The organism is Acinetobacter sp. 766875 (assembly GCF_000582055.1).
GTDB classification, from domain to species: Bacteria; Pseudomonadota; Gammaproteobacteria; order Pseudomonadales; family Moraxellaceae; genus Acinetobacter; species Acinetobacter nosocomialis.
In genome coordinates this window covers 23,323-44,672 of sequence record NZ_JEXX01000025.1, presented here as the reverse complement: position 1 = coordinate 44,672, position 21,350 = coordinate 23,323, and the positions used below count along the sequence as shown (strand labels likewise).

The window sequence follows — 21,350 nt, the reverse complement described above, 5'->3', positions numbered from 1 at the left end:
ATTAAGCATCAATATCTGCATTTAATGCATTTTCTTCAATGAAGGCACGACGTGGTTCAACGTCATCACCCATTAAGCATGAGAACATACGATCGGCTTCGATTGCATCATCAATAGTCACCTGTAACATATTACGGTTTTCAGGGTCCATTGTGGTTTCCCAAAGCTGTTCAGCATTCATCTCACCCAGACCTTTATAGCGCTGGATCATCATACCGCGACGCGAATCTTGCAGAATGTGCTGCCATACCTGATGGAAGTTAGCCACTTGAATACGGCGATCACCCTTCTGTAAATATGCACCATCTTCAATTAAGTTGAACCAACTCTTAGAGTTCTTCAATAAACGTGCATATTCTGCTGAGTTTAATAAACCAGCATCAAGTAAGTAAGCATGTGGCAAGTTATGGACATATACCGTCACACGTGGCCAATAATGCGCTGTTTTCTCGCCTTGAGCATTTTCACGCTCGAAGGTTTCAAGCGTAATTTCAGGGCGCAAACTTGGCTGTAGTCTTTGTACTGCTTCGCGTACTTGATCAGCCCATTGCTGTACATAAGCCTGGTCATGGTTCTGATCAGCTTTAAAGGCATCTACTTCAAGTAATGCATCAAGTAAGCTTGCTGGATAACGCAACGTTAAACGTTGTAAGCTCTTTTGTGAAACTTGATAGTCTTGGATCACTTTTGCTAATGCTTCACCTGTAATTGCAGGTGCTTCTGCACTAATATGCAAAGCAAGCTCATCAATTGCATTTGAAATTAAATAAGTTTCCAAGGCATCATTATCTTTAATATATTGCTCTTGCTTACCTTTTTTCAGTTTATACAAAGGTGGCTGTGCAATATAGATATGACCACGTTCAACCAGCTCCGGCATTTGACGGAAGAAGAACGTTAATAACAATGTACGGATGTGCGAACCATCGACGTCGGCATCGGTCATAATAATAATTTTATGATAACGAAGCTTGTCAGGGTTATATTCTTCACGGCCAATACCACAGCCAAGTGCTGTAATTAATGTACCGACTTCCTGACTCGAAATCATTTTGTCAAAGCGGGCACGTTCAACGTTCAAGATTTTACCTTTCAAAGGTAAAATAGCTTGCATTTTACGGTTACGACCTTGCTTGGCACTACCACCCGCAGAGTCACCCTCGACAAGATATAATTCAGAAAGTGCCGGATCTTTTTCCTGACAGTCAGCCAATTTACCTGGCAAGCCTGCGATATCTAATGCACTCTTACGACGTGTCATTTCACGCGCTTTACGCGCAGCATCACGTGCACGAGCAGCGTCAATAATCTTACCAGCAATTGATTTTGCAGCTTGCGGGTTTTCTAGTAAGTAAGCAGAGAACTCTTTGTTCATTGCTTGCTCTACTGCTGGTTTTACCTCACTCGATACCAATTTTTCTTTCGTTTGAGAAGAGAATTTTGGATCAGGAACTTTAACCGAAATAATAGCAGTCAAACCTTCACGCGCATCATCACCAGTCACATTCACTTTTTCTTTCTTGAGAATGTTTTCATTTTCAAGATATTGGTTTAAGCCACGCGTTAATGCCGCACGGAAACCTGCTAAGTGTGTACCACCATCTTTTTGTGGAATGTTGTTTGTGAAACAACGAACATTTTCTTGATAACTATCATTCCACTGCAATGCAACTTCTACAGCAATGCCGTTATCTGCATCAGCCGTGAAATGGAAAATTTCGTTCAGATGATTTTTACCTTCGTTAATGTATTTAACAAACTCAGATAAACCACCTTCATAGTCATAAACATGTTCAAGATTAATACGCTCATCACGTAAAACGATACGTACACCAGCATTTAAGAAAGAAAGTTCACGTAAGCGGCGCGCTAAAATTTCAACGTTAAAAATGGTTTGACTAAAAGTTTCTGCACTTGGCCAGAAGCGTACAATCGTACCTGTGTTATCCGTTTCACCAATCACACGTAATGGATATTGCGGATCCCCATGATGGTATTCTTGTTCATGAATTTGGCCAGCACGATTAATAATTAAATGTAATTTACTAGACAGTGCATTTACGACTGATACACCTACACCGTGCAAACCACCTGAAACTTTATAGCTGTTATCATCAAACTTACCGCCTGCATGCAGAATGGTAAGAATAACTTCTGCTGCGGATACACCTTCTTCAGGGTGAATATCAGTTGGAATACCACGGCCATTATCTGAAACACTCACCGATTCATCTTCGTGAATCGTGACAATGATTTCATCACAGTGACCCGCTAAGGCTTCATCGATTGCGTTATCGACAACCTCGAATACCATATGGTGTAAACCGGTACCGTCGTCTGTATCCCCAATATACATGCCCGGACGTTTACGAACTGCATCTAATCCACGTAATACTTTAATACTAGAGGAATCATAAGCCTTTTCATTGGTTTGTTCTGTTTGAGAGGCTGATTGAGACTCTGAACTCATGGTTTCTCCCTAGCAAATATAGGTTTATTCAAAGATGGTTAACATCAAAAAATTATGGTGAAGCAAGACTAACTTGACCGGATTCAACACTGAATAATTGATATGAAATAGACAGATCATGTAAATGTTTTTTTACCGATGCATGATCTAAAGTTGTCATAAAAACCTGGCTACCAAGTTGGCTTAATCGTTCAATTAAACGTTGTTGTGCGGTTAAGTCTAATTCTGCTGTCAGATCATCTAATAATACCACAGTTTCCTTATTACTCGCATGCAACATTGCAATTTGTGACAGTTTTAAGGCAATAATCAGGAGTTTTTTCTGACCTCTTGATAAAACATCATCGGCGTGTCCAAAAGGTGTTTTTAAGCGCAAATCTGCCCGATGTGGACCATACTCTGTATAACGTCTTTCAATGTCTTTTTGATGCTGATTCAGCAAGTCTTGCATGAGCCCCTGCTCTGTATGAAAACCGGGGCTATATTCCAGCTCAATCTCTAAATCAGGCAGTAACTGTCTTAAATCATTTTGGAAATATACGTTCCATTGTTCTACGATACTTAAACGCTGTGAGTGTAAAATTTCACCATAATCACTCAACATTTTGTTCCACGGCTCTAAGTCAACCAAAGAAAGATTGCGTCTTGTTTTGAGTAAAGTATTTCGCTGTTTTAAAGCTCGAGAGTAATACTGCCAAGCAAAATAAAACTCAGGTTCCACGTGGAACATTAGCCAATCTAAAAGCTGACGTCTTGGCTTAGCACCATGGTCAATAATATCTGTACTTTGTGGATCAATATGTTGTAAAGGGAGTAATTTGGCGAGTTGACCTTGGGTGGCCACTGTATCTCCATTCACTTTCATCAACTGCTCGCCAGAAGCGAGTTTCTGCATACCAATTTTTTCAGTTGCTGACTGAGCAAACACAATCGCGTCGTCAGCCTCATATTGAATATAGTTTTTTGGGATATGTGTGCGGAATGAGCGACCTGTTGCAAGTAAATGGATCGCTTCCAAAATTGATGTTTTACCCGAACCGTTAGCGCCATAAAAAACATTAAACGGTTGCAAACCATGGAGTGCAACCGTTTTTAAATTACGCACGCGTTCTATGTTTAAGCGCGTAAGATGCATAGAATTAAACCAGTTTAGACACGCATCGGCATAACAACATAAGTCTGGTCAGGATGAGCAGGATCTTGCACTAATACCGACTGGTTCGCTTCAGTCATGCTCATATTTACATCATCACCATCTAATACACCCAACACATCAAGTAAATATTGAGCATTAAATGACATTTCTAATGGGGTATTTTGATATTGGATTGCTAAATCCTCAATCGCTTCATCTTGTTCAGGGTTATTTGCACGAAGCTGTAAAGAATCCTGATTAAAGTTTAAGAACACACCACGTAATTTCTCATTACTTAAAATTGCGACACGTTGTAATGATTGTTTAAATACGTCATGACCAATCAAAACATGTTTATCGCCACCACGTGGAATCACACGGCGGTAGTCTGGGAATTTCCCATCAATCAATTTTGTCGTAAAACGAACTGTAATATCACCTTGTTCTTTATCACGGCTTGGCGTATTAATCGTTACATTTAATAATTCACGACCAATAAGCAAAGTGAGTTGCTCATCTTCAATACTAAGTAAGCGTTGTAGTTCACCAACAGCTTTACGAGGCACAATTGCTTGTACTAATTGAGACGAACTAGAAGAGGCCAAAATTTCACAAAGGGCAAGACGGTGGCCATCAGTTGTGACTGCACGCAATTGATTTTCATCAATTTCTAACAAAGTACCAGTTAAATAAAAACGTACATCTTGTACAGCCATTGCAAAAGCAGTTTTTTCAAATAAACGCTTTAGTTCACGTTGAGTCACCTGTACTTGCGTACCTTGGCTATTCTCAGTATTTAACAACGGGTAATCTTCTGCTGGTAAAGTACCTAATACAAAACGGCTATTACCAGACTTTAAAATACATCTTTGATCTTCAGTAATTTGTAAATCAATCAATGCAGCGGTAGGCAAAGACTTACAAATGTCCATTAACTTACGAGCAGGAACCGTCGTTTCACCTGCTTCAAGACACGCCCCTTCTGATAAAGCAGTGCTCGCCACCAGTTCAACTTCTAAATCCGAACCAGTAATGGTGAGTGCTTGACCATTAGTCTGAATTTTGACGTTTGAAAGAATATTCAAGGTATGACGACGTTCTACCGCACCGACAACATGCGATAAAACATTGAGTAAACTTTCTTTAGCGATTTTCAAACGCACGATTCATTCCTCTAGCAACTTGGAGCAAACATTTCATTTTTTAGCTGTGTACTATGCTGCACTTATGGAGACTTTGCAACAACGTCTTATGATTTCATTAACTCTGAAGAAGACGTAGTAAATTCTTATAATCTTCGTCAAAGATAGGATCTTCTTCCCGCAAACTGACCACTTTTTCACAAGCATGCATCACGGTACTATGGTCTCGCCCACCAAAAGCCATTCCAATTTCCGGAAAACTATCACCAGTCAACTCACGGGCAAGCCCCATTGCCAATTGGCGTGGTCGAGCATAAATTCGTGTCCGTTTTGGACCTACCAGTTCTTTTAGAGGAATACGGAAATATTCACTCACTACACGCTGGATATTTTCCACACTGATTGTACGAGCACGGATTGCCAATACATCTTTTAAAGACTCTCGCACAACATCAAGGTCGATTGGCGCACCTTTAAAACGTGAAATTGCGACAACTTTATTAAGAGCACCTTCAAGTTCACGTACGTTTGCTACCACTTGTTGTGCAATAAATAATGCGCAGTTTCTAGGCAAATCAACGCCACTATTCTCAGCTTTTTTAAGTAGAATTTCGATTCGTGTTTCAATATCTGGTGGTTCAACACCTACTGAAAGTCCCCAAGAAAAACGAGAAACCAATCGTGGATCAAGTTCTGTTAATTCTTTAGGATATCGATCAGACGTTAAAATAATTTGTTTAGATTCATCTAGTAAGGCGTTAAATGTATAAAAGAATTCAACAAGACTAGCTTCTTTACCAGCCAAAAGGTGAATATCATCCACTAATAACAAATCTAAAGAACGACAATTTTTCTTAAACTCTTCAACCTTTCCTTTTTGTAATGAACTCACAAAATCTTGTACAAAACTTTCCGAAGTCATATACATGACTCTCGCATTTGGCTTAGCTTGCAGTAAAGCATTACCAACCGCTTGCATTAAGTGAGTTTTACCAAGACCCGTTGGACCATATAAAAACAAAGGGTTATGTTGAGAAGCACCTAATTGTGTTAATACTTTTCTACAAGTTTCCGCTGCCATTTGGTTAGAACGGCCTTCAACAAATAGCGAAAAAGTAAATTGTGGGTTTAATAGTTTCTTTTTTGAAGTTTTCGAACTAACTGCAGGGTTAGCAACAGGTTCTGGTTCTCTTTTAACCTTAGTAGGTTGTGAAACTGGTGCACTTTGTAAAGCAGCTGTAGTTGTTGCTGGTTGTTCATTAGAAGACAAAATACTACCAGGACGCGAATCGACCAAGATTTCAACCTGACGTACACGTCCCTCAGACAATTGTTCCGCCAATATAGATATTAACTCTAAATGATTCTCTTGAATATAACGTGTCCAATAAGGATTAGGGGCATATAGACGTAGGATACCCTCTACTTCTTCAGCTACTAAAGGGCGAATCCACATCGCAAAGACGTTATCAGAGAGCTCTTGTCGCAAGCGAGTTAAGCAGTCTGTCCAAAGCATGTGTATCCCCTATGTCTGCGTTTTAAATTCAAATCATTTAAAGATTAACCCTTCCTGATGAGAAGGGGTCGCCATTCTACCCAAGTTATCCACATCTGTCATGACGAATTCAGTTGATTTTGACTAAAAAGAAATCTCTTGTGAATAAATTTAAATTCAAAACCAATTGTGTATAACTTTTTGCACATCCTGTGGATAAATTATCACATAAACTTATCCACAATCCATAAAGATAATAAAAACAGAGTTATCAACAGTTCAAATATATGTTTTTTAAATTTAAAACCATCAAATCCACAGAAAAAGTCCACACTAATAAGAATAAATTTAAATTTTAAAATTTGAATTTATTTAATAGGGTCACTTCCAATTGTGGATAACTAAAAAATATGAATTTAAATTCAAATATACCAAATCCAAACTCATTTCACATCTAGGTTTGTTGATAAGTGTGTAAATAAGAAGTGTATATCTTAAAAGTCATAATAAAAATAAACAATTACTTTGTGTATAACTTTTAAATGATAAAAATTGACTTAATATAAAGAGAGGATGAAGAACTAAAAATTTGACTTAAATACAAAACTTTCTCTGTTTATCATTGACAGAGTAAACATTGCACAATAAAATCGCGGACCTTTATAGAAAGATCATTTTTGGGAGTTTCGATATGAAACGTACTTTCCAACCATCTGAATTAAAGCGTAAACGCGTTCATGGTTTCCGTGCTCGTATGGCAACTAAAGCTGGTCGTCAAGTATTAGCTCGTCGTCGTGCAAAAGGTCGTCATAGCTTAACTGTTTAATTACTGTTACGCTGACCAGACTTGGGTGTGATGGCACTTTACAGTTTTAGCACAGAACGTCGTGTACGCTGTGCTGCAGATTATAAAAGTGTATTTGATGGTGCGCTTTTTAAAGTGCATCAACCCCATTTTTTATTTCTTGCAAAATTCACCGAACAGCCTAATAGCCGTTTGGGTATTGTTGTTGCTAAGAAAAAAGTGCGCCGTGCGCATGAAAGAAATCGAATAAAGCGTCTTGCTCGTGAGAGCTTTCGTCTAAATCAGCCGAAATTTGGGTTAGACATAGATGTTGTTGTAATGCCTAAAGTTGGTATAGAAACGATTACGAACGCTGAGCTATATCAACAATTAGATTTTGCTTGGCAAAAATTACAACGCTTGGCAAAAAAACATTCTAAAGTTGTCCCAACCTCGCAAAATTAAGAGATGACCAATGGTTCGTATTTTGCGTTGGTTCATTCGACTGTATCAAATTGCGATTAGTCCGCTTCTTGGACCCCGTTGTCGTTATATCCCAACTTGTTCCCAATATGCGATAGAAGCATTACAAACTCATGGTGCAATCAAAGGCGTTTGGCTATCTTCTAAACGTATTTGCAGATGTCATCCATGGGGAGGCTCCGGATATGATCCGGTACCGCCAAAAGCAATTCGTTTTATTTCGTTTCATCAAATAGATTCTCAAACGCATCATGTTGCTGTACCCTTTCGTGATCGTTTAATGAAGCAAAATCTCTCTAACCATTTGGGGTAATAGATATGCAACAATGGGCCAGGTTTGCAATTCTCGGGGCCATGTTTGTCACCGCATATTTGCTCATTTTGGCTTGGCAAAAAGATTATGGAAATGCTGCAACTGCACCGCAACAACAAGCGGCGGCTGTAAGTTCACATGAAATATCTGCTGATTTGCCAAATGCTAAAACTGCAACAGTGGCTTCCGATGTGCCACAAGCAAATATTGCGCAGTCACAAACCACAGATGCGACAGCACCTGTGAATCAACAGCTTATTTCAGTACAAACTGACCTTTATCATCTTTGGATTAATCCAAAAGGTGGTGATATTGTTCGTATTGAATTACTCTCTCACGACAAAAGCAAAGACAGTAATCAACCTTTTGTTATGCTTGAAAATGATGCCAAGCGTACATATGTTGCTCAGTCTGGCTTAATTGGTTTGAATGGACCAGATAGTAGTCGTGGTGGTCGTCCGTTATATGCGGTTGAAAAAACATCATATACTTTGGCTGATGTTAAGGGTGTGCAGGATCAAAAGGGACAGTCTGAAAAAGTTTTAAGCGTACCAATGGTATTTAAAACACCAGAAGGTGTTGAAATTATTAAAACTTTCACCTTTACCCAAGGTCAATACCCGATTGTTGTAAGCCATCAAGTGATTAACCGTAGCCAACAAAACTGGCAAGGTCAGATGTTTGGACAGTTAAAGCGTGATAACTCTGAGGATCCTGGTAAGTCTTCTCAAGGTATTTTCACTCTAGGGACGTTCTTAGGGGGAGCTTGGGGTACGCCTGATTCACACTATAACAAGCTTAAGTTTGCTAATTTCTCAGAAGAAAAATTAAATGCTGATGCTAAAGGTGGGTGGGTTGCGATTGTTCAGCACTATTTTGTAAGTGCTTGGATTCCAGGAAACCTTAAACTGACTCAAGCAAATGGTCAGCCTTATGTTGCTAAGCTTGAATCACGTCAGTCTGCTGATCATATGAATATTATTGGCTTTACTTCGCCAGTAATTAATGTTCCAGCTGGCACTTCAATGGAAGTAGATGCAAAGCTTTATTCAGGTCCTAAAGTACAATCTGAATTAAAAGATTTAGCTGTCGGTCTGAACCAGACTGTGGACTATGGTTGGTTATGGCCAATTGCGAAGTTATTGTTCTTAGGTCTTCAATTCTTCCATAGCATTGTAGGCAACTGGGGATGGTCAATCATCTTACTTACCATTATGGTGAAGATGATTTTATGGCCTTTATCTTCAAAAAGTTATCGTTCTATGGCGAAAATGCGTGTGATTGCACCAGAAATGCAACGCATGAAAGAAGAGTTCGGTGAAGACCGTATGCGCTTCTCGCAAGAAATGATGGCCCTTTATAAACGTGAACAAGTGAACCCATTGTCTGGTTGTTTGCCGTTATTGCTACAAATGCCAATTTTCCTTGCGTTGTACTGGGTACTCATGGAAAGTGTGGAATTACGTCATGCACCATGGTTAGGCTGGATTCAAGACTTATCTGCAATGGATCCTTGGTTCATCTTGCCGTTAATTATGGGTGCGACAATGTTTGCTCAGCAAATGTTGAACCCGCAACCAGCTGATCCAATGCAAGCGAAAGTATTCCGCATTATGCCGATTATGTTCACGGTATTTATGTTGTTCTTCCCTGCGGGTCTAGTGTTGTACTGGATTGTGAACAACAGTATTACCATTTTACAGCAATGGTTTATTAACAAGAGTGTTGAGAAAAGTCGTCTAAACAAGACGGAATCAGCATCTTAATCGTTGAACTTTTGCTGAATCAATCCGCTTAAGATGGTAATCTTAGGCGGATTTTTCTTTGGCTGTATTTTAGGTTTTTTAGGTGAATAATATGCAAAGTCAAACCACAATTGCTGCAATTGCAACGCCACCAGGGCGTGGCGGAGTGGGCGTGATTCGCTTATCTGGACCTAAGGCCTATGATATGGCTCAAAAACTGACACAAAAAAACTTGCCTGAAGCGCGTATGGCAGGGTTTCGTAAGTTTTATGATGCTGATGGAAGCATTATGGATGAAGGGATTGTCCTATGCTTTCCAAATCCGCATTCGTTTACTGGTGAAGATGTTGTCGAGTTACAGGGGCACGGCGGTCCAGTCATTCAAAATGCTCTCCTTGGCCGTCTATTCGAGCTGGGTGCGATTGCTGCAAAAGCTGGGGAATTCTCCATGCGAGCTTTTGAAAATGGCAAAATGGATTTGGTACAAGCGGAAGCTATTGCCGATTTAATTGATGCCACCTCTCAAGCTGCGGCTCGTTCGGCAGTTCGTTCTCTGCAAGGTGCATTTTCAACAAAAATTAATACAGTTTTAGAAAAACTGATTCATTTACGTTTGCACGTAGAAGCTGCGATTGATTTTCCAGAAGAAGAAATTGATTTTTTGGCTGATGGCAAAATTTTAGCTTTACTGGAAGATGTTCAACAGTCGGTGCATGCCGTTCAAACTTCTGCACGACAAGGGCAATTACTCCGTGAAGGTCTACAGGTTGTGATTGCGGGTAAACCAAATGCGGGTAAATCGAGCTTGTTAAATGCGCTTGCTGGTGTAGAACGAGCGATTGTAACGGACATTGCTGGTACGACTCGTGATGTTTTGCATGAAAAAATTAGCTTAAATGGTTTACCAATTACCTTGACTGATACAGCAGGTCTTCGTGAAACGGGAGATGTGGTCGAGAAAGAAGGTATTCGCCGTGCAATCAAAGAAATTGAGCAGGCCGATCTGCTGTTATTGGTCTACGATTTAAATCAAGGTGATGACCCATTACAACTCGCTCAAGAATACTTTGCTGAACATATTGAACCGCGTCGTCTCATGTTAATCGGCAATAAATGTGATTTAACTGGTCAATCTGCCGAAATAGGTGATTATCAAGGATTCCGTCATATTACAGTTTCAGCAAAACAAGAGATGGGTGTACAAGGCCTCGTAGATGCGATTACAGCGCATGCAGGCTTTCACCCTGAGGAAGATACATTTATTGCGAGAACTCGTCATTTAGACGCAATGAAGCGTACTCAGCTCTATTTGGCAGAGGCACGTGAGCAACTTGTTGTATTTAATGCTGGTGAACTCGTTGCTGAATCACTACGTCTTGCTCAAAATGCTTTAGGTGAAATTACTGGAGACTTTAGTGCCGATGATCTATTAGGCAAAATCTTCGGTTCGTTCTGCATTGGAAAATAATTTTAAATAATCTGGATGATACGTATTGTTGTGTCATCCAGAACTTTCTTTTAGCCATATCTTTTTAAAACTTTTAAAAATTCTTCTAGCTCATTTTGATCGATTTCTGCACCTTTAAGCACATGATGATGTAAGTGCTGTTCCATTAATTCACTCATTAAACCGTTTATAGCACCTTTTATGGCTGCAACTTGCTGCAAAATATCGATACATGAAGATTCTGCTTGTTCTATCGCATTTTCAATGCTGTTGATTTGTCCTTTTAACCGTTTTACACGATTAAGAATTTTTTTATCCTGACCAATGTGACTCATCTGTTTTCTCTTGTAGAATTTAATATACTGGTAGGGAGTATATTGGATTTAAATTTTATGCAGGATCATAGTGTATCACGTCATCATCAACATCAGTTTGATGAAGGAAATCCCTTAGCACAAAAACGGATTTTGATTGCAACCATTTTAACGGCTTCCATGATGGTTTTAGAGATATTTGGAGGGTGGTTTTTTAACTCGATGGCACTTTTGGCTGACGGATGGCATATGAGCTCACATATGTTGGCGCTCGGTTTAGCCTATTTTGCATATCGCGCAGCTCAACATTATTCAAAAGACCATCGTTTTAGTTTTGGGACGTGGAAGATTGAGGTTTTAGCCGGCTATAGCAGTGCAATTTTGCTTATGGTTGTCGTTATTATTATGGCTTTTCAGTCATTTCAACGTTTATTGAATCCAGTTGAGATTTTTTATAACGAAGCTATTCCAATTGCAATTTTAGGTTTAATTGTTAACTTGATTTGTGCTTGGTTACTTCATGATGATGGTCACCATCACCATCACCATCACCATCACCATCACCATGAGCATCGGCCTCATCACCATGATTTGAACCAAAAAGCTGCATTTTTACATGTGGTTGCAGACGCTGTGACTTCTGTTTTTGCAATTGTTGCGCTGTGTGCCGGTAAGTATTTTGGATGGGATTTTTTAGATGCACTTTTAGGGATTTTAGGCGCTATTTTAGTTGCAAAGTGGTCATTTGGTTTAATGAAAGAGACAGGAAAAACTCTTCTAGATGCTGAAATGGATCATCCGGTAGTTGAAGAAATTCGGGAAGTAATAGCCGAATTTCCAAAACATGTTGAAATTACAGATATTCATGTCTGGAAAGTCGCGAAAGGTAAATTTTCTTGTATTTTAGCGCTCGAAACTGACGATATTTCTTTGAATGCAGACCAGATTCGTCATGCTTTATCGGTTCATGATGAAATCGTGCATATATCGGTAGAAATTAATACTTTAAAACCTATTTATGTTCCACGTGAAACATTAGCATAACTGGGTAGAAGTTTGGTTATATCTCGGTAATCAGTTCTGTTTTCATTAACGGAACTGACTAAAATGTTTACTCTCTTGTCCTCGAGTCGGTTTTATGTTTAAAAAATTAGGAATATTAGTATTATTTAGTCTAACAACAAGTTTAAGTTTCGCTAATGTAGATACAGTTCGGGAAAATATTAAAAAACAATATCCTAATTTAAAAATTAGCAATATTCAAAAAACCGAAATGCCTGGGTTATATAGCGCCAATCTCGATCAACAAATCATTTATCTTGGTGAAGATGGTCAGCATATGCTGGTAGGCTCTATGATCCGCTTAAAGGACCAGAAAAATTTAACCAAAGACTTAGTTCTAGGACAAAACTCAATTGATTGGAAGCAATTACCTTTAAAAGATGCCATTAAAACGGTCAAAGGTAATGGTCAGCATGTTTTAGCTGTATTTTCTGATCCGAATTGCCCTTACTGTAAAAAACTTGAACCTGAACTCGATAAACTTAAAGATGTAACAATTTACACGTTTATTTACCCTTTAAAACCTCAGTCTATTGTCGTTTCGAGACAAGTTTGGTGTGCACCGAGCCAGTCATACTCTTGGAAGAAATTGATTGAACAAGGTGTAAAACCAACAGTTGCGAGCTGCGCAAACCCAATTGATCGGAACTTGGAACTTGGAAGAAAATTAGGTTTTAATGCTACTCCTACCCTAATTTTTGCAAACGGTTTTAAACTAGTAGGTGCAAGGTCTGCTGAAGAAATTCAGGAAGTTTGGAAAGAGCTAGGCCTGTAAATAAAAAAAGCACCATTAGGTGCTTTTTTTATGAATGAACTGAAGTTTAGCTTTTTCGTGCAATCAAGTTGTAAATAAACAAAATGATGACTGCACCAATTACGGAAGCGATAAAGCCCGCAGCTGAATTTTCTCCGTAAAGACCAAGTAAACGACCACCATAAGTGGCTAAAAGTGAACCTGCGATACCAATTAAAGTAGTAACGATAAAACCTGCTTTATCATCACCAGGATGTAAAGCACGTGCAATTAAGCCTGCGAAGAAACCAACCACAATAGCAACAATAAGTGACCACATATTTGTTCTCCAGTTGTTTTTTTGATGAAGTTAATGATTTTGCTTCATATTCTATCGTGCGACAGAGCCAACTGTTTTGTCTGTAGCAGATTGCGACTTTTTGTGTCTTTTTTGTTCAAAGCTAAAACGTTATATAAAAAAATAGCACCTTATGGTGCCATTTTTATGAAATTTATAACCCAATCTCACCAATAAATGGCAAGTGACGATATTTCTGGTCGTAGTCTAAGCCATAGCCTACAATAAACCGATCTTCAACTTCAAAACCTAAAAACTTAACTTCGAGATCAATTTCACGGCGTGATGGTTTACTCACTAATGTGCATAATTGAATCGAATTTGGTTCGCGAGTTTGCAACATTTCCACAACTTTGCTTAAGGTGTTGCCAGAGTCAATAATATCTTCAACCACCAGCACATCTTTACCACGAATTTCACCGTCAAGATCTTTTAAGATTTTAACGTCTCGACTTGAAGTGGTACCGCCGCCGTAACTAGACACTGTCATGAAATCGAGTTCGTGCGGTTTGGTAATGGTACGGCATAAGTCTGCCATGAAAATAACAGAACCACGAAGTAGACCAATCAGAACCAATTCTTTGTCACTATTTGCATAATGAGAATTGATTTGCTCGCCGAGCTCTTTGACTTTTGCTTGAATTTCTTCGGTTGAAATCATGATGCTCATTGCAACAGTCATGGCAGATTCCTACAAGATATAAAAGAAAAAATAAAAAAGGTGTTGACCTGCAACACCTCGAAAATCTGAGTTAATGGTAAAATTTTAAAGCAAAATGACGTTTCATGCACCCTTTGATGGGTCTGAAATTTTATCATTTTGCGGATTATGTCGATCATGCTTTAATGCAAGAGCACATATTCCAAATAATAACAAAAACTTAACAATGCCTTTTTTATTTGGCTGTTTCTTTTTGATAAGCACGGTTTCCATAAATATAAGTCGCCTCAATATTACGGTCATCACCTAAAGTGAATAATGCAAACAGTGAATCTTCAACAGATTTGGATTTAGACTGGCGAAGCTCCTGTAATGCTGTTGGCTTTAGGTTGAGTACTATAAAGTCTGCTTCTTTACCGATGTTGAAGTTGCCTAACTGATCTTGTAAATCAAGCGCTTTTGCTCCGCCTAAGGTTGCATGATAAAGCGCTTCATAAGCTGAAAGTTTATCACCTTGTAATTGCTGAACCTTATAAGCCTCGTTAACAGTTTGCAGTAAGCTAAACGAAGTACCTGCACCAATGTCTGTCCCCAAACCTACTTTGACTTGCTTTTCCCAAGTTTTTTTCAATGGGAATAAACCACTACCTAAGAACAGGTTTGAAGTTGGGCAAAATGCGATAGCCGATTGTGTATCATGCATACATTGCCATTCTTCATCTTCTAAGTGAACACAATGCGCAAACACAGAACGTTTACCAGTTAGGCCATAGTGTTGATAAACATCTAAATAGCCAGCTTGTTCCGGAAATAAAGATTTCACCCAAGCGATTTCATCTTTGTTTTCACTTAAATGTGTATGGACATAAACATCTGGAAATTCTTGTTTTAGCTGCCCTGCTCTTTCTAATTGCTCAGGTGTAGAAGTCGGTGCAAATCGTGGCGTAATCGCATACAGAGCACGGCCTTTACCATGCCATTTTTCAATGAGTGCTTTAGTATCGCTGTAAGCTGTTTCTGGCGTGTCACACAGCGCTTCAGGGGCATTACGGTCCATGAGTACCTTACCGGCAATTAAACGCATCTGAACGCGCTCTGCGGCTTCAAATAAGGCATCAACAGACTCGGGATGAACAGTACAGAACACCAGTGCTGTGGTTGTGCCGTGTTTTAAGAGTTCCTGAATAAAGAACTGGGCAATTTCGCTTGCATATGCTTTGTCTTGAAACTGGATTTCGGTTGGGAACGTATAGGTGTTGAGCCAGCTTAAAAGTTGTTCGCCGTAAGCTCCAACCATTTCGGTTTGCGGGAAGTGAATATGCGTATCAATAAAGCCAGGTACAATCAATTGTTCTGGATAATGTTGAACCTCAACTCCAGCAGGTAGATGTTGTTGAGCGTCTGACCATGCACCAAACCATTTGATCTTTCCATGTTCACTAATCAATACACCATCTTCCAAATAACGTACTTGATTTGGAATATCAGTTGGCTCAGAGACAGTTTGTTGAATATCTAAAAAACGACCACGCACAACGGTGGTATTTGCGATCAATGACATGGATAGCCTATATATTTTCACTTTTTTCGATTGATTGTACCCCAGTTAGCCAAGATTTAAACGGTATAACGTTTACTTAGTCCCCATTCAGCCAAAATCCGTCGATAAGTCGTTGATGAACGATCTGCTTCAAAATGTGCTTCCATCATTAGATCGAGCGGTAGTTCTTCTGGTTTTTGTGATTCGACCATGTCTTGGTCTTCGGCAAAAATTTGCGCATTAAATGCATATACTTTTTCTAAATCACCTGTTTGGTCAAAGTTACGTGTGAGTGGAACAAATAAACGGGTCTTATTACTTGAGATAGGACAACAGGTGTTCAAAATTTTTAAGACTCCACTTTCTGGGAAATCGACAGTAAGCACGGCAAAAAATGGCGGATAAACCTCAAAAGTACGCTTCCACAAAAAGCCTTCTGGTTCGAGATGTTTTAGCTCATGCGGATAATTACTGACATTGCTGATATAGACCGTTTTTAAGCCGTAGTTGGTACGTTCAGTGTGATATTTAGGGACGATGGGATTATCACGATTCGCAAAGGCGTTGTGATGCACCCATGCAAAATGAGCGACATCGATAAACCCTTCAAGCTGACGACCGCTAGAGCCACCAATATCCACAAAAGGTGGCAAAATTGCTTGATGCTCTGCATCATCCCAAGTATCTAATACAGGAATATTGGCTTGAGTAATATCACGACCATGAATACTGGTCCAAATGAGACCGTATCTTTGCACAACCGGAAATTTAGTTAGAGAAAAACGATCAGAAATTTTGGTTAGCTCAGGTTGAGCTGGTATTTGGGTACATTTCCCTTCGGTGTTGTAACGTAGACCGTGATAAGGACACACAATCTCCTCACCATCAACCCAACCTTTGGTTAAAGGCACGCCACGATGGGGACAAATATCGCGGACCAGATGAATTTCACCACTTTCTGTCTGGTAGAGTGCCATATTGACGTCTAGTAGTGTGACTCGTTGAGGCGCAGTAGAGACATCTTGAATACGCGCTACCGGATACCAATGGCTCGATAAAATTTCCCAATCTTTTGCATCAAAACTGCTGTTACACGGCATGGCAAGCGGCGTTAAAGTTGGAATCGCATTCATGGCATCACTCCTTAAAAAAATCAGGGCTCTCACGAGCCCCTAAAATCTAGGCTTTTTTCTTTTTTGGAGATGCAAAGAGCTTGCCAATATTGATTTTTAAGAAAATAAATTAGATAAAAATATTAAAATACATGAGGTTAATTAATACTATTTTTGAATTTTTGTTCTAATTTAACTTTAAAACCTAAAGTTTATTATTCGCTATGTACTTAGAATGCACTGATTGATTGCGTTGAGGGCACAATAAAAAAGCACCTAAAAAGTGCTTTTTTATATCTGTCTAGGTGTTTATTAATCGACAAAATAATGCGCTGCAAAATGGGCGTCATTACCAATAATGTCATAACAATCTTCACGAATAGACATGCCTGCACATTGATGTCCGACCATCCATAAACCGAGTGTAGGCAGTTGTCCTGAAAATAATGGGGTGTCTACCCATTTCTGTACGACATAACCATATTTGTCATAGTCATCAAAATAAAAGCTACCAGAAGCCGTGCCTTGGTCATGGCCGTCTTGTAAAACTCGAATATTGGCACCTTCCCTTGCCAAAATTGGCTTTTTCACCCATTTACCGGACAAACTTTGCTGCGGGTTATAGGTATGGGATTCGACTAATAATGGATGGTTTGGATAACGCTTCCAAAGCTCAACCAGAATCGCCTTATTTGAAAGTAGCATTTTCCAGCAAGGTTCTATCCATTGTGTTTGTGGGTGGATATATTGAGAAAATGCTTCTTCCCAGATCCATTCCCATGGATAGAGTTTAAATATGTTTTGAATGGGCTGATTATGGAGATCAACAAAATCTTGCCCGTTCCAGCCTATGTTCTCCATAGAAAGCTCAGAAACTTGTAGATGAGCTTGGTAAGCGGTATCCATCAAGTACTCTAAATTGCCCCAGTCTTCCCTTCCCGCTTCCTGACAGGCAGCAAAATGCACATGGCTACCCCGCGGTAAAATTGTCTTCCAGCGTTTAATCAGATCTTCATGAATGCTATTGAACTGGTCTCGGTTTGAAATACCCGAGACTTGTTCTATCCACAGCCACTGCGCGACAGAAGCTTCAAGTAAGCCAGTCGGTGTGTCGGCGTTATATTCCAGCATTTTGATATTTCGCCCATCGTAAGCGAAATCAAAGCGGCCATACAGCATCGGAGCATTTTGTTTCCATGAATGTTCAATATGGCTTATAGCGGTTTCGGGAATTTGAAAGTAAACAGGATAGTTACCCCGTTGAATGAGGTCTCCTACTATCGATAAACACATCTGATGCAGTTCATTTGCTGCATCTTCAAGTTGTTCAATCTGCTTAAGCGTAAATTCATAAGCAACCCCTTCAGACCAGTAAATTGAGCCATCGAGAGAAGGTAAATTAAAATAATCGAAACCAATATTTTGATGCTCCACTTGCCAGTCTGGACGTGGAGTAAATATTTTTCTTTTCATATTCAGTGAATGCCTGAGGAGTTAGCCGCCGAAAGAGAAGCCGCTACGACCAAAACCCCCACGAATTGGGGATGAAGAAGATGCGCTTTTCGCCGTACTTGAAATAATGGGGTGACCTACACTCAAGTTGCTGTAAGGATGTAAGGTATTCCCGTGAAAAGAAACTTCCCGATTATTTCGATAATACGAAGGACCTAAATAGCGGCTACCAACATAACTAGAACCATGTCCACTTGAGCTATTTTCTTGTTTACAAGTTTCATTATTCCAGTCGCGAGCACAGTCATATTGGTTGTTATATACATCTTGTACTAAAGGACCATCTTTATGGCTACATGCCGTGAGTAATAAAGGGACCACGACAAGATTAATTTTTTTAGAACGCATGAGACTCCACACATTTTAATAAATATGTTCGGCATGAAATACCGAATTGCTGTTATCTATTATGTTTCTGATTAGGAAAGATAAATTTTTAGTTGGCATATGATATTGATCAGCGCTTTTAAAGTACAGAGCTTCTATGTACTATTACATGGTGGATGTCTTTAGTATTTTTCAAAATATGACCAATATATATAATAATTATCAACAAGATTTTATTGATTTGGTGATGAAATCTCCTTGTTTATTAAAGATATTAGCTATCATTTCTCAATTGCATCCAAAAGTTTATTTAAGTGCTGGTGCGGTGAGAAACACTGTTTGGTCATATTTACATGGCAAAACTTATGATTTAAATACAAGTGATATGGATGTGATTTATTATAATGCTAATGAATATGATGATAGTTATCAAAAAAAGTTGCAAAGTGATTTAAAAAGCAAATTTCCAAATCAAGATTGGGATGTTGTTAATCAGGCTTTGGTACATACATGGTACCGTAAAGATAATGGTGAAAAAATTCAACCATTAACTTCGATTGAGGAAGCATTATCATTATGGTCAGAAACAGCAACAGCTATAGCAATACGTTTCGACACATTCGGTAATTTAGAAATAATTGCACCTTTTGGCTTATCAGATTTATTTGAATTGAATTTACGTTGGAATTCAGCTCTAGTTAGTTATCAGACTTTCAAAAATCGTGTAGAAAGCAAAAATTGGTTACAACAATGGCCAAAATTAAAAATAGTCAATTCCTAATTTAAAAAGGGCTTTCTATGAAAGCCCTTTAATATTATGTAAGTAAAGATTCTATGAGATGTGTCGCTTATTGTGTCGTAAAGAAAGGTAAGCAGTGATTGCTAACACTATGACAATAAAGCTTAACGAGATCCAGATTGGCATATGGAATACATCAAGCAACAACATTTTTGCACCAATGAACAATAAGATAATGCCTAAGCCATATGGCAAGTAATGCAGTTTAGAAGCAGCGCCAGCAAGTAAGAAGAACATTGCGCGTAAACCTAAAATTGCCATTAAGTTCGCCGTTAAAACAATAAATGGATCACTCGTTACTGCGAAAATAGCAGGAATAGAATCTACCGCGAAAATTACGTCTGAAGCTTCAACTAAAATTAAAACTAGAAATAACGGCGTTGCCCACAATAGACCATTTTGACGTACAAAGAATTTGTCACCTTCAAGCTGCGGCGTAATACGCATGTGCTTACGTAGCCACTTTAAAACTTTGATGTCTTCGATATTGGTTTCTTCTTCTTGGCCTTTTAAGAACTTGAAGCCTGTATATACCAAGAACGCACCGAAAATATAAAGCACCCAAGAGAACTCTTGAACGAACCATGCACCAATGAAAATAAAGAGAGTACGCAGTACGATTGCGCCTAATACGCCGTAGAGCAAAATTTTACGTTGTAGTGCCGCTGGAATAGCAAATGCCGCAAAAATCATTAACCAGACGAAAACGTTGTCAATCGCGAGGGACTTTTCAAGTAAGTAACCTGCAAAGTATTCCATGGTTTTTTGGTTTGCTAAGGTCACCCCAACCGTTTGTTGAAGATAAAGCCATAAACCGCCACCAAATAAGACCGCGACGCTTACCCACGCCACGCTCCAGTAAGCAGCTTGCTTAATTGAGACGTCTTGACCTTGTTTTTGCTTAAAGCCCAAGAAATCGATCAAAAGCATGACAATGACAATGCCAAAGAATGCTATGTACAGCCATAGATTGCCGATTGTTTCCATAAATCCTCCTCACATCCGGCAATTGGGCATAAAAAAACCTCGACCAGTTGCCAGATGAATTAAACATCTGTATCAACATGATCAAGGTCTTGCCTACATCATGAATTTCACGATGCTCAGATACCGACTTTTTAATAAAAGTGTATTGACGATATCTGACACATAACATTGCTGTTATGTTTGGAGGAGGCTACTCCCCTTGTCAAACTAAATTCTGTATTGGATAAAACCTATCCAATTTCACATAGAATGGCAGATTTTTTTGTATTACGCAACTGAACTTAATGTCGTAGTGTGAATACCAAAAGTTCTATGGGTTATTTAATCAAACCACGATCTAAAAGTGGTTTACATATAATCTGGTAAAGGTGAATAAAGAATGCGGTTAAACCTGTACCGTAAGCATTCCAAAAGTAATAACCGGCTGTATTGACCAATAGCGCGACAATAAAAGCACCCAACATATCTAAAGGGAAATGCACACCTAAATAAATACGTGACCATGCCACCACAAATGACAAAAATAAAAGAATCATTCCAATTATTTTGCGCTGAGCAAATAAATAAGATAGCGCGATGGTGCTAAAAATTAGCATATGATTACTTGGAAAAGACGCTGTTGGCGCATGTTCAATAAACGTGGTGCCTATACCCATCACAAACGGTCTTGGATGGTGATAAAACAAAGAAATAATATAACCCACTAAAAGTGATACACAGGTTAAAAAGACAGATTTAATGACCCTATTTTTTAAATCTTGATCGCCATAAAACCATAAAAATGTAAGTATGAATAAAAGAATATACAGGAGATCATTAGCAAAAAAGATAGCAAGACGAATGATAAATTGACTCGCATCCTGAGCACCATTGATGACATGGAATAAGCTAAGGTTGAGTGTTTCTAAAGACATTCATATTCCAAACGAGA

Annotated in this window: 21 protein-coding genes; 8 read left to right on the top strand and 13 right to left on the bottom strand. The window is 39.0% G+C overall.

Annotated elements, in window-relative coordinates:
• Window position 1: 1 nt before the first annotated feature.
• The 4 genes from gyrB to dnaA form a co-directional block, all read right to left on the bottom strand.
• Window positions 2–2,470, bottom strand: a complete 2,469-nt coding sequence (gyrB, locus tag J576_RS16750; RefSeq protein WP_002051923.1) for a DNA topoisomerase (ATP-hydrolyzing) subunit B — start codon at window positions 2,468–2,470, stop codon at window positions 2–4.
• A gap of 52 nt (window positions 2,471–2,522) precedes the next feature.
• Window positions 2,523–3,605, bottom strand: a complete 1,083-nt coding sequence (gene recF, locus J576_RS16745; RefSeq protein WP_002051877.1) for a DNA replication/repair protein RecF — start codon at window positions 3,603–3,605, stop codon at window positions 2,523–2,525.
• A gap of 14 nt (window positions 3,606–3,619) precedes the next feature.
• Complete coding sequence (gene dnaN / locus J576_RS16740) at window positions 3,620–4,768, bottom strand: DNA polymerase III subunit beta (RefSeq protein ID WP_002051938.1); 1,149 nt, start codon at window positions 4,766–4,768, stop codon at window positions 3,620–3,622.
• Between the two features lie 97 nt (window positions 4,769–4,865).
• Window positions 4,866–6,263: a chromosomal replication initiator protein DnaA gene (gene dnaA / locus J576_RS16735; RefSeq protein WP_002051932.1), complete on the bottom strand. Its 1,398-nt coding sequence runs from the start codon at window positions 6,261–6,263 to the stop codon at window positions 4,866–4,868.
• 670 nt (window positions 6,264–6,933) lie between these two features.
• Here dnaA and rpmH point away from each other — a divergent pair.
• The 5 genes from rpmH (at window position 6,934) to mnmE (ending at window position 11,035) form a co-directional block, all read left to right on the top strand.
• The gene (gene rpmH, locus J576_RS16730; protein ID WP_000831329.1) at window positions 6,934–7,068 is read left to right on the top strand and encodes a 50S ribosomal protein L34; all 135 of its coding nucleotides are present in this window, start codon (window positions 6,934–6,936) and stop codon (window positions 7,066–7,068) included.
• Window positions 7,069–7,098: 30 nt separating this feature from the next.
• Window positions 7,099–7,491: a ribonuclease P protein component gene (gene rnpA / locus J576_RS16725; RefSeq protein ID WP_002051908.1), complete on the top strand. Its 393-nt coding sequence runs from the start codon at window positions 7,099–7,101 to the stop codon at window positions 7,489–7,491.
• Window positions 7,492–7,501: 10 nt separating this feature from the next.
• A complete protein-coding gene (gene yidD, locus J576_RS16720) occupies window positions 7,502–7,822 on the top strand; it encodes a membrane protein insertion efficiency factor YidD (RefSeq protein WP_002051924.1) in 321 nt (106 codons plus the stop codon).
• 5 nt (window positions 7,823–7,827) lie between these two features.
• On the top strand, window positions 7,828–9,588 hold the full coding sequence (yidC, locus tag J576_RS16715; protein ID WP_002051882.1) for a membrane protein insertase YidC: 1,761 nt from the start codon (window positions 7,828–7,830) through the stop codon (window positions 9,586–9,588).
• Window positions 9,589–9,679: 91 nt separating this feature from the next.
• Window positions 9,680–11,035, top strand: coding sequence for a tRNA uridine-5-carboxymethylaminomethyl(34) synthesis GTPase MnmE (mnmE, locus tag J576_RS16710; RefSeq protein WP_002051891.1), 1,356 nt, complete (start codon window positions 9,680–9,682; stop codon window positions 11,033–11,035).
• A gap of 50 nt (window positions 11,036–11,085) precedes the next feature.
• Here the strand turns inward: mnmE and J576_RS16705 are convergent, their stop codons facing one another.
• Window positions 11,086–11,349 carry a metal/formaldehyde-sensitive transcriptional repressor gene (locus tag J576_RS16705; protein WP_002051959.1) on the bottom strand — a complete coding sequence of 88 codons (264 nt, stop codon included), beginning with the start codon at window positions 11,347–11,349 and terminating at the stop codon, window positions 11,086–11,088.
• Between the two features lie 42 nt (window positions 11,350–11,391).
• On the opposite strand from J576_RS16705, the gene dmeF reads away from it, so the two are divergent.
• Window positions 11,392–12,372 carry a CDF family Co(II)/Ni(II) efflux transporter DmeF gene (gene dmeF, locus J576_RS16700; protein WP_002051857.1) on the top strand — a complete coding sequence of 327 codons (981 nt, stop codon included), beginning with the start codon at window positions 11,392–11,394 and terminating at the stop codon, window positions 12,370–12,372.
• Window positions 12,373–12,466: 94 nt separating this feature from the next.
• Window positions 12,467–13,165 carry a DsbC family protein gene (locus tag J576_RS16695; protein WP_002051929.1) on the top strand — a complete coding sequence of 233 codons (699 nt, stop codon included), beginning with the start codon at window positions 12,467–12,469 and terminating at the stop codon, window positions 13,163–13,165.
• 46 nt (window positions 13,166–13,211) lie between these two features.
• Here the strand turns inward: J576_RS16695 and J576_RS16690 are convergent, their stop codons facing one another.
• From J576_RS16690 to J576_RS16660, 6 genes are all read right to left on the bottom strand, one after another.
• A complete protein-coding gene (locus J576_RS16690; RefSeq protein WP_000269732.1) occupies window positions 13,212–13,463 on the bottom strand; it encodes a GlsB/YeaQ/YmgE family stress response membrane protein in 252 nt (83 codons plus the stop codon).
• Window positions 13,464–13,635: 172 nt separating this feature from the next.
• A complete protein-coding gene (hpt, locus tag J576_RS16685) occupies window positions 13,636–14,163 on the bottom strand; it encodes a hypoxanthine phosphoribosyltransferase (RefSeq protein ID WP_002051884.1) in 528 nt (175 codons plus the stop codon).
• A gap of 214 nt (window positions 14,164–14,377) precedes the next feature.
• Window positions 14,378–15,703: a guanine deaminase gene (guaD, locus tag J576_RS16675; RefSeq protein ID WP_002051896.1), complete on the bottom strand. Its 1,326-nt coding sequence runs from the start codon at window positions 15,701–15,703 to the stop codon at window positions 14,378–14,380.
• 56 nt (window positions 15,704–15,759) lie between these two features.
• On the bottom strand, window positions 15,760–16,815 hold the full coding sequence (locus J576_RS16670; protein WP_002051914.1) for a Rieske 2Fe-2S domain-containing protein: 1,056 nt from the start codon (window positions 16,813–16,815) through the stop codon (window positions 15,760–15,762).
• A 291-nt stretch (window positions 16,816–17,106) separates the two neighbouring features.
• The gene (locus J576_RS16665) at window positions 17,107–18,267 is read right to left on the bottom strand and encodes a glutathionylspermidine synthase family protein (protein WP_002051921.1); all 1,161 of its coding nucleotides are present in this window, start codon (window positions 18,265–18,267) and stop codon (window positions 17,107–17,109) included.
• 21 nt (window positions 18,268–18,288) lie between these two features.
• Window positions 18,289–18,654, bottom strand: a complete 366-nt coding sequence (locus J576_RS16660) for a hypothetical protein (RefSeq protein ID WP_002051864.1) — start codon at window positions 18,652–18,654, stop codon at window positions 18,289–18,291.
• A gap of 136 nt (window positions 18,655–18,790) precedes the next feature.
• Here J576_RS16660 and J576_RS16655 point away from each other — a divergent pair, with 136 nt between their 5' ends.
• On the top strand, window positions 18,791–19,414 hold the full coding sequence (locus J576_RS16655; protein ID WP_004884249.1) for a nucleotidyltransferase family protein: 624 nt from the start codon (window positions 18,791–18,793) through the stop codon (window positions 19,412–19,414).
• 51 nt (window positions 19,415–19,465) lie between these two features.
• Here the strand turns inward: J576_RS16655 and J576_RS16650 are convergent, their stop codons facing one another.
• Window positions 19,466–20,419: a TerC family protein gene (locus J576_RS16650; protein ID WP_002051912.1), complete on the bottom strand. Its 954-nt coding sequence runs from the start codon at window positions 20,417–20,419 to the stop codon at window positions 19,466–19,468.
• Between the two features lie 317 nt (window positions 20,420–20,736).
• A complete protein-coding gene (locus J576_RS16645; RefSeq protein WP_002051940.1) occupies window positions 20,737–21,333 on the bottom strand; it encodes an undecaprenyl-diphosphatase in 597 nt (198 codons plus the stop codon).
• Between the last annotated feature and the right edge of the window lie 17 nt (window positions 21,334–21,350).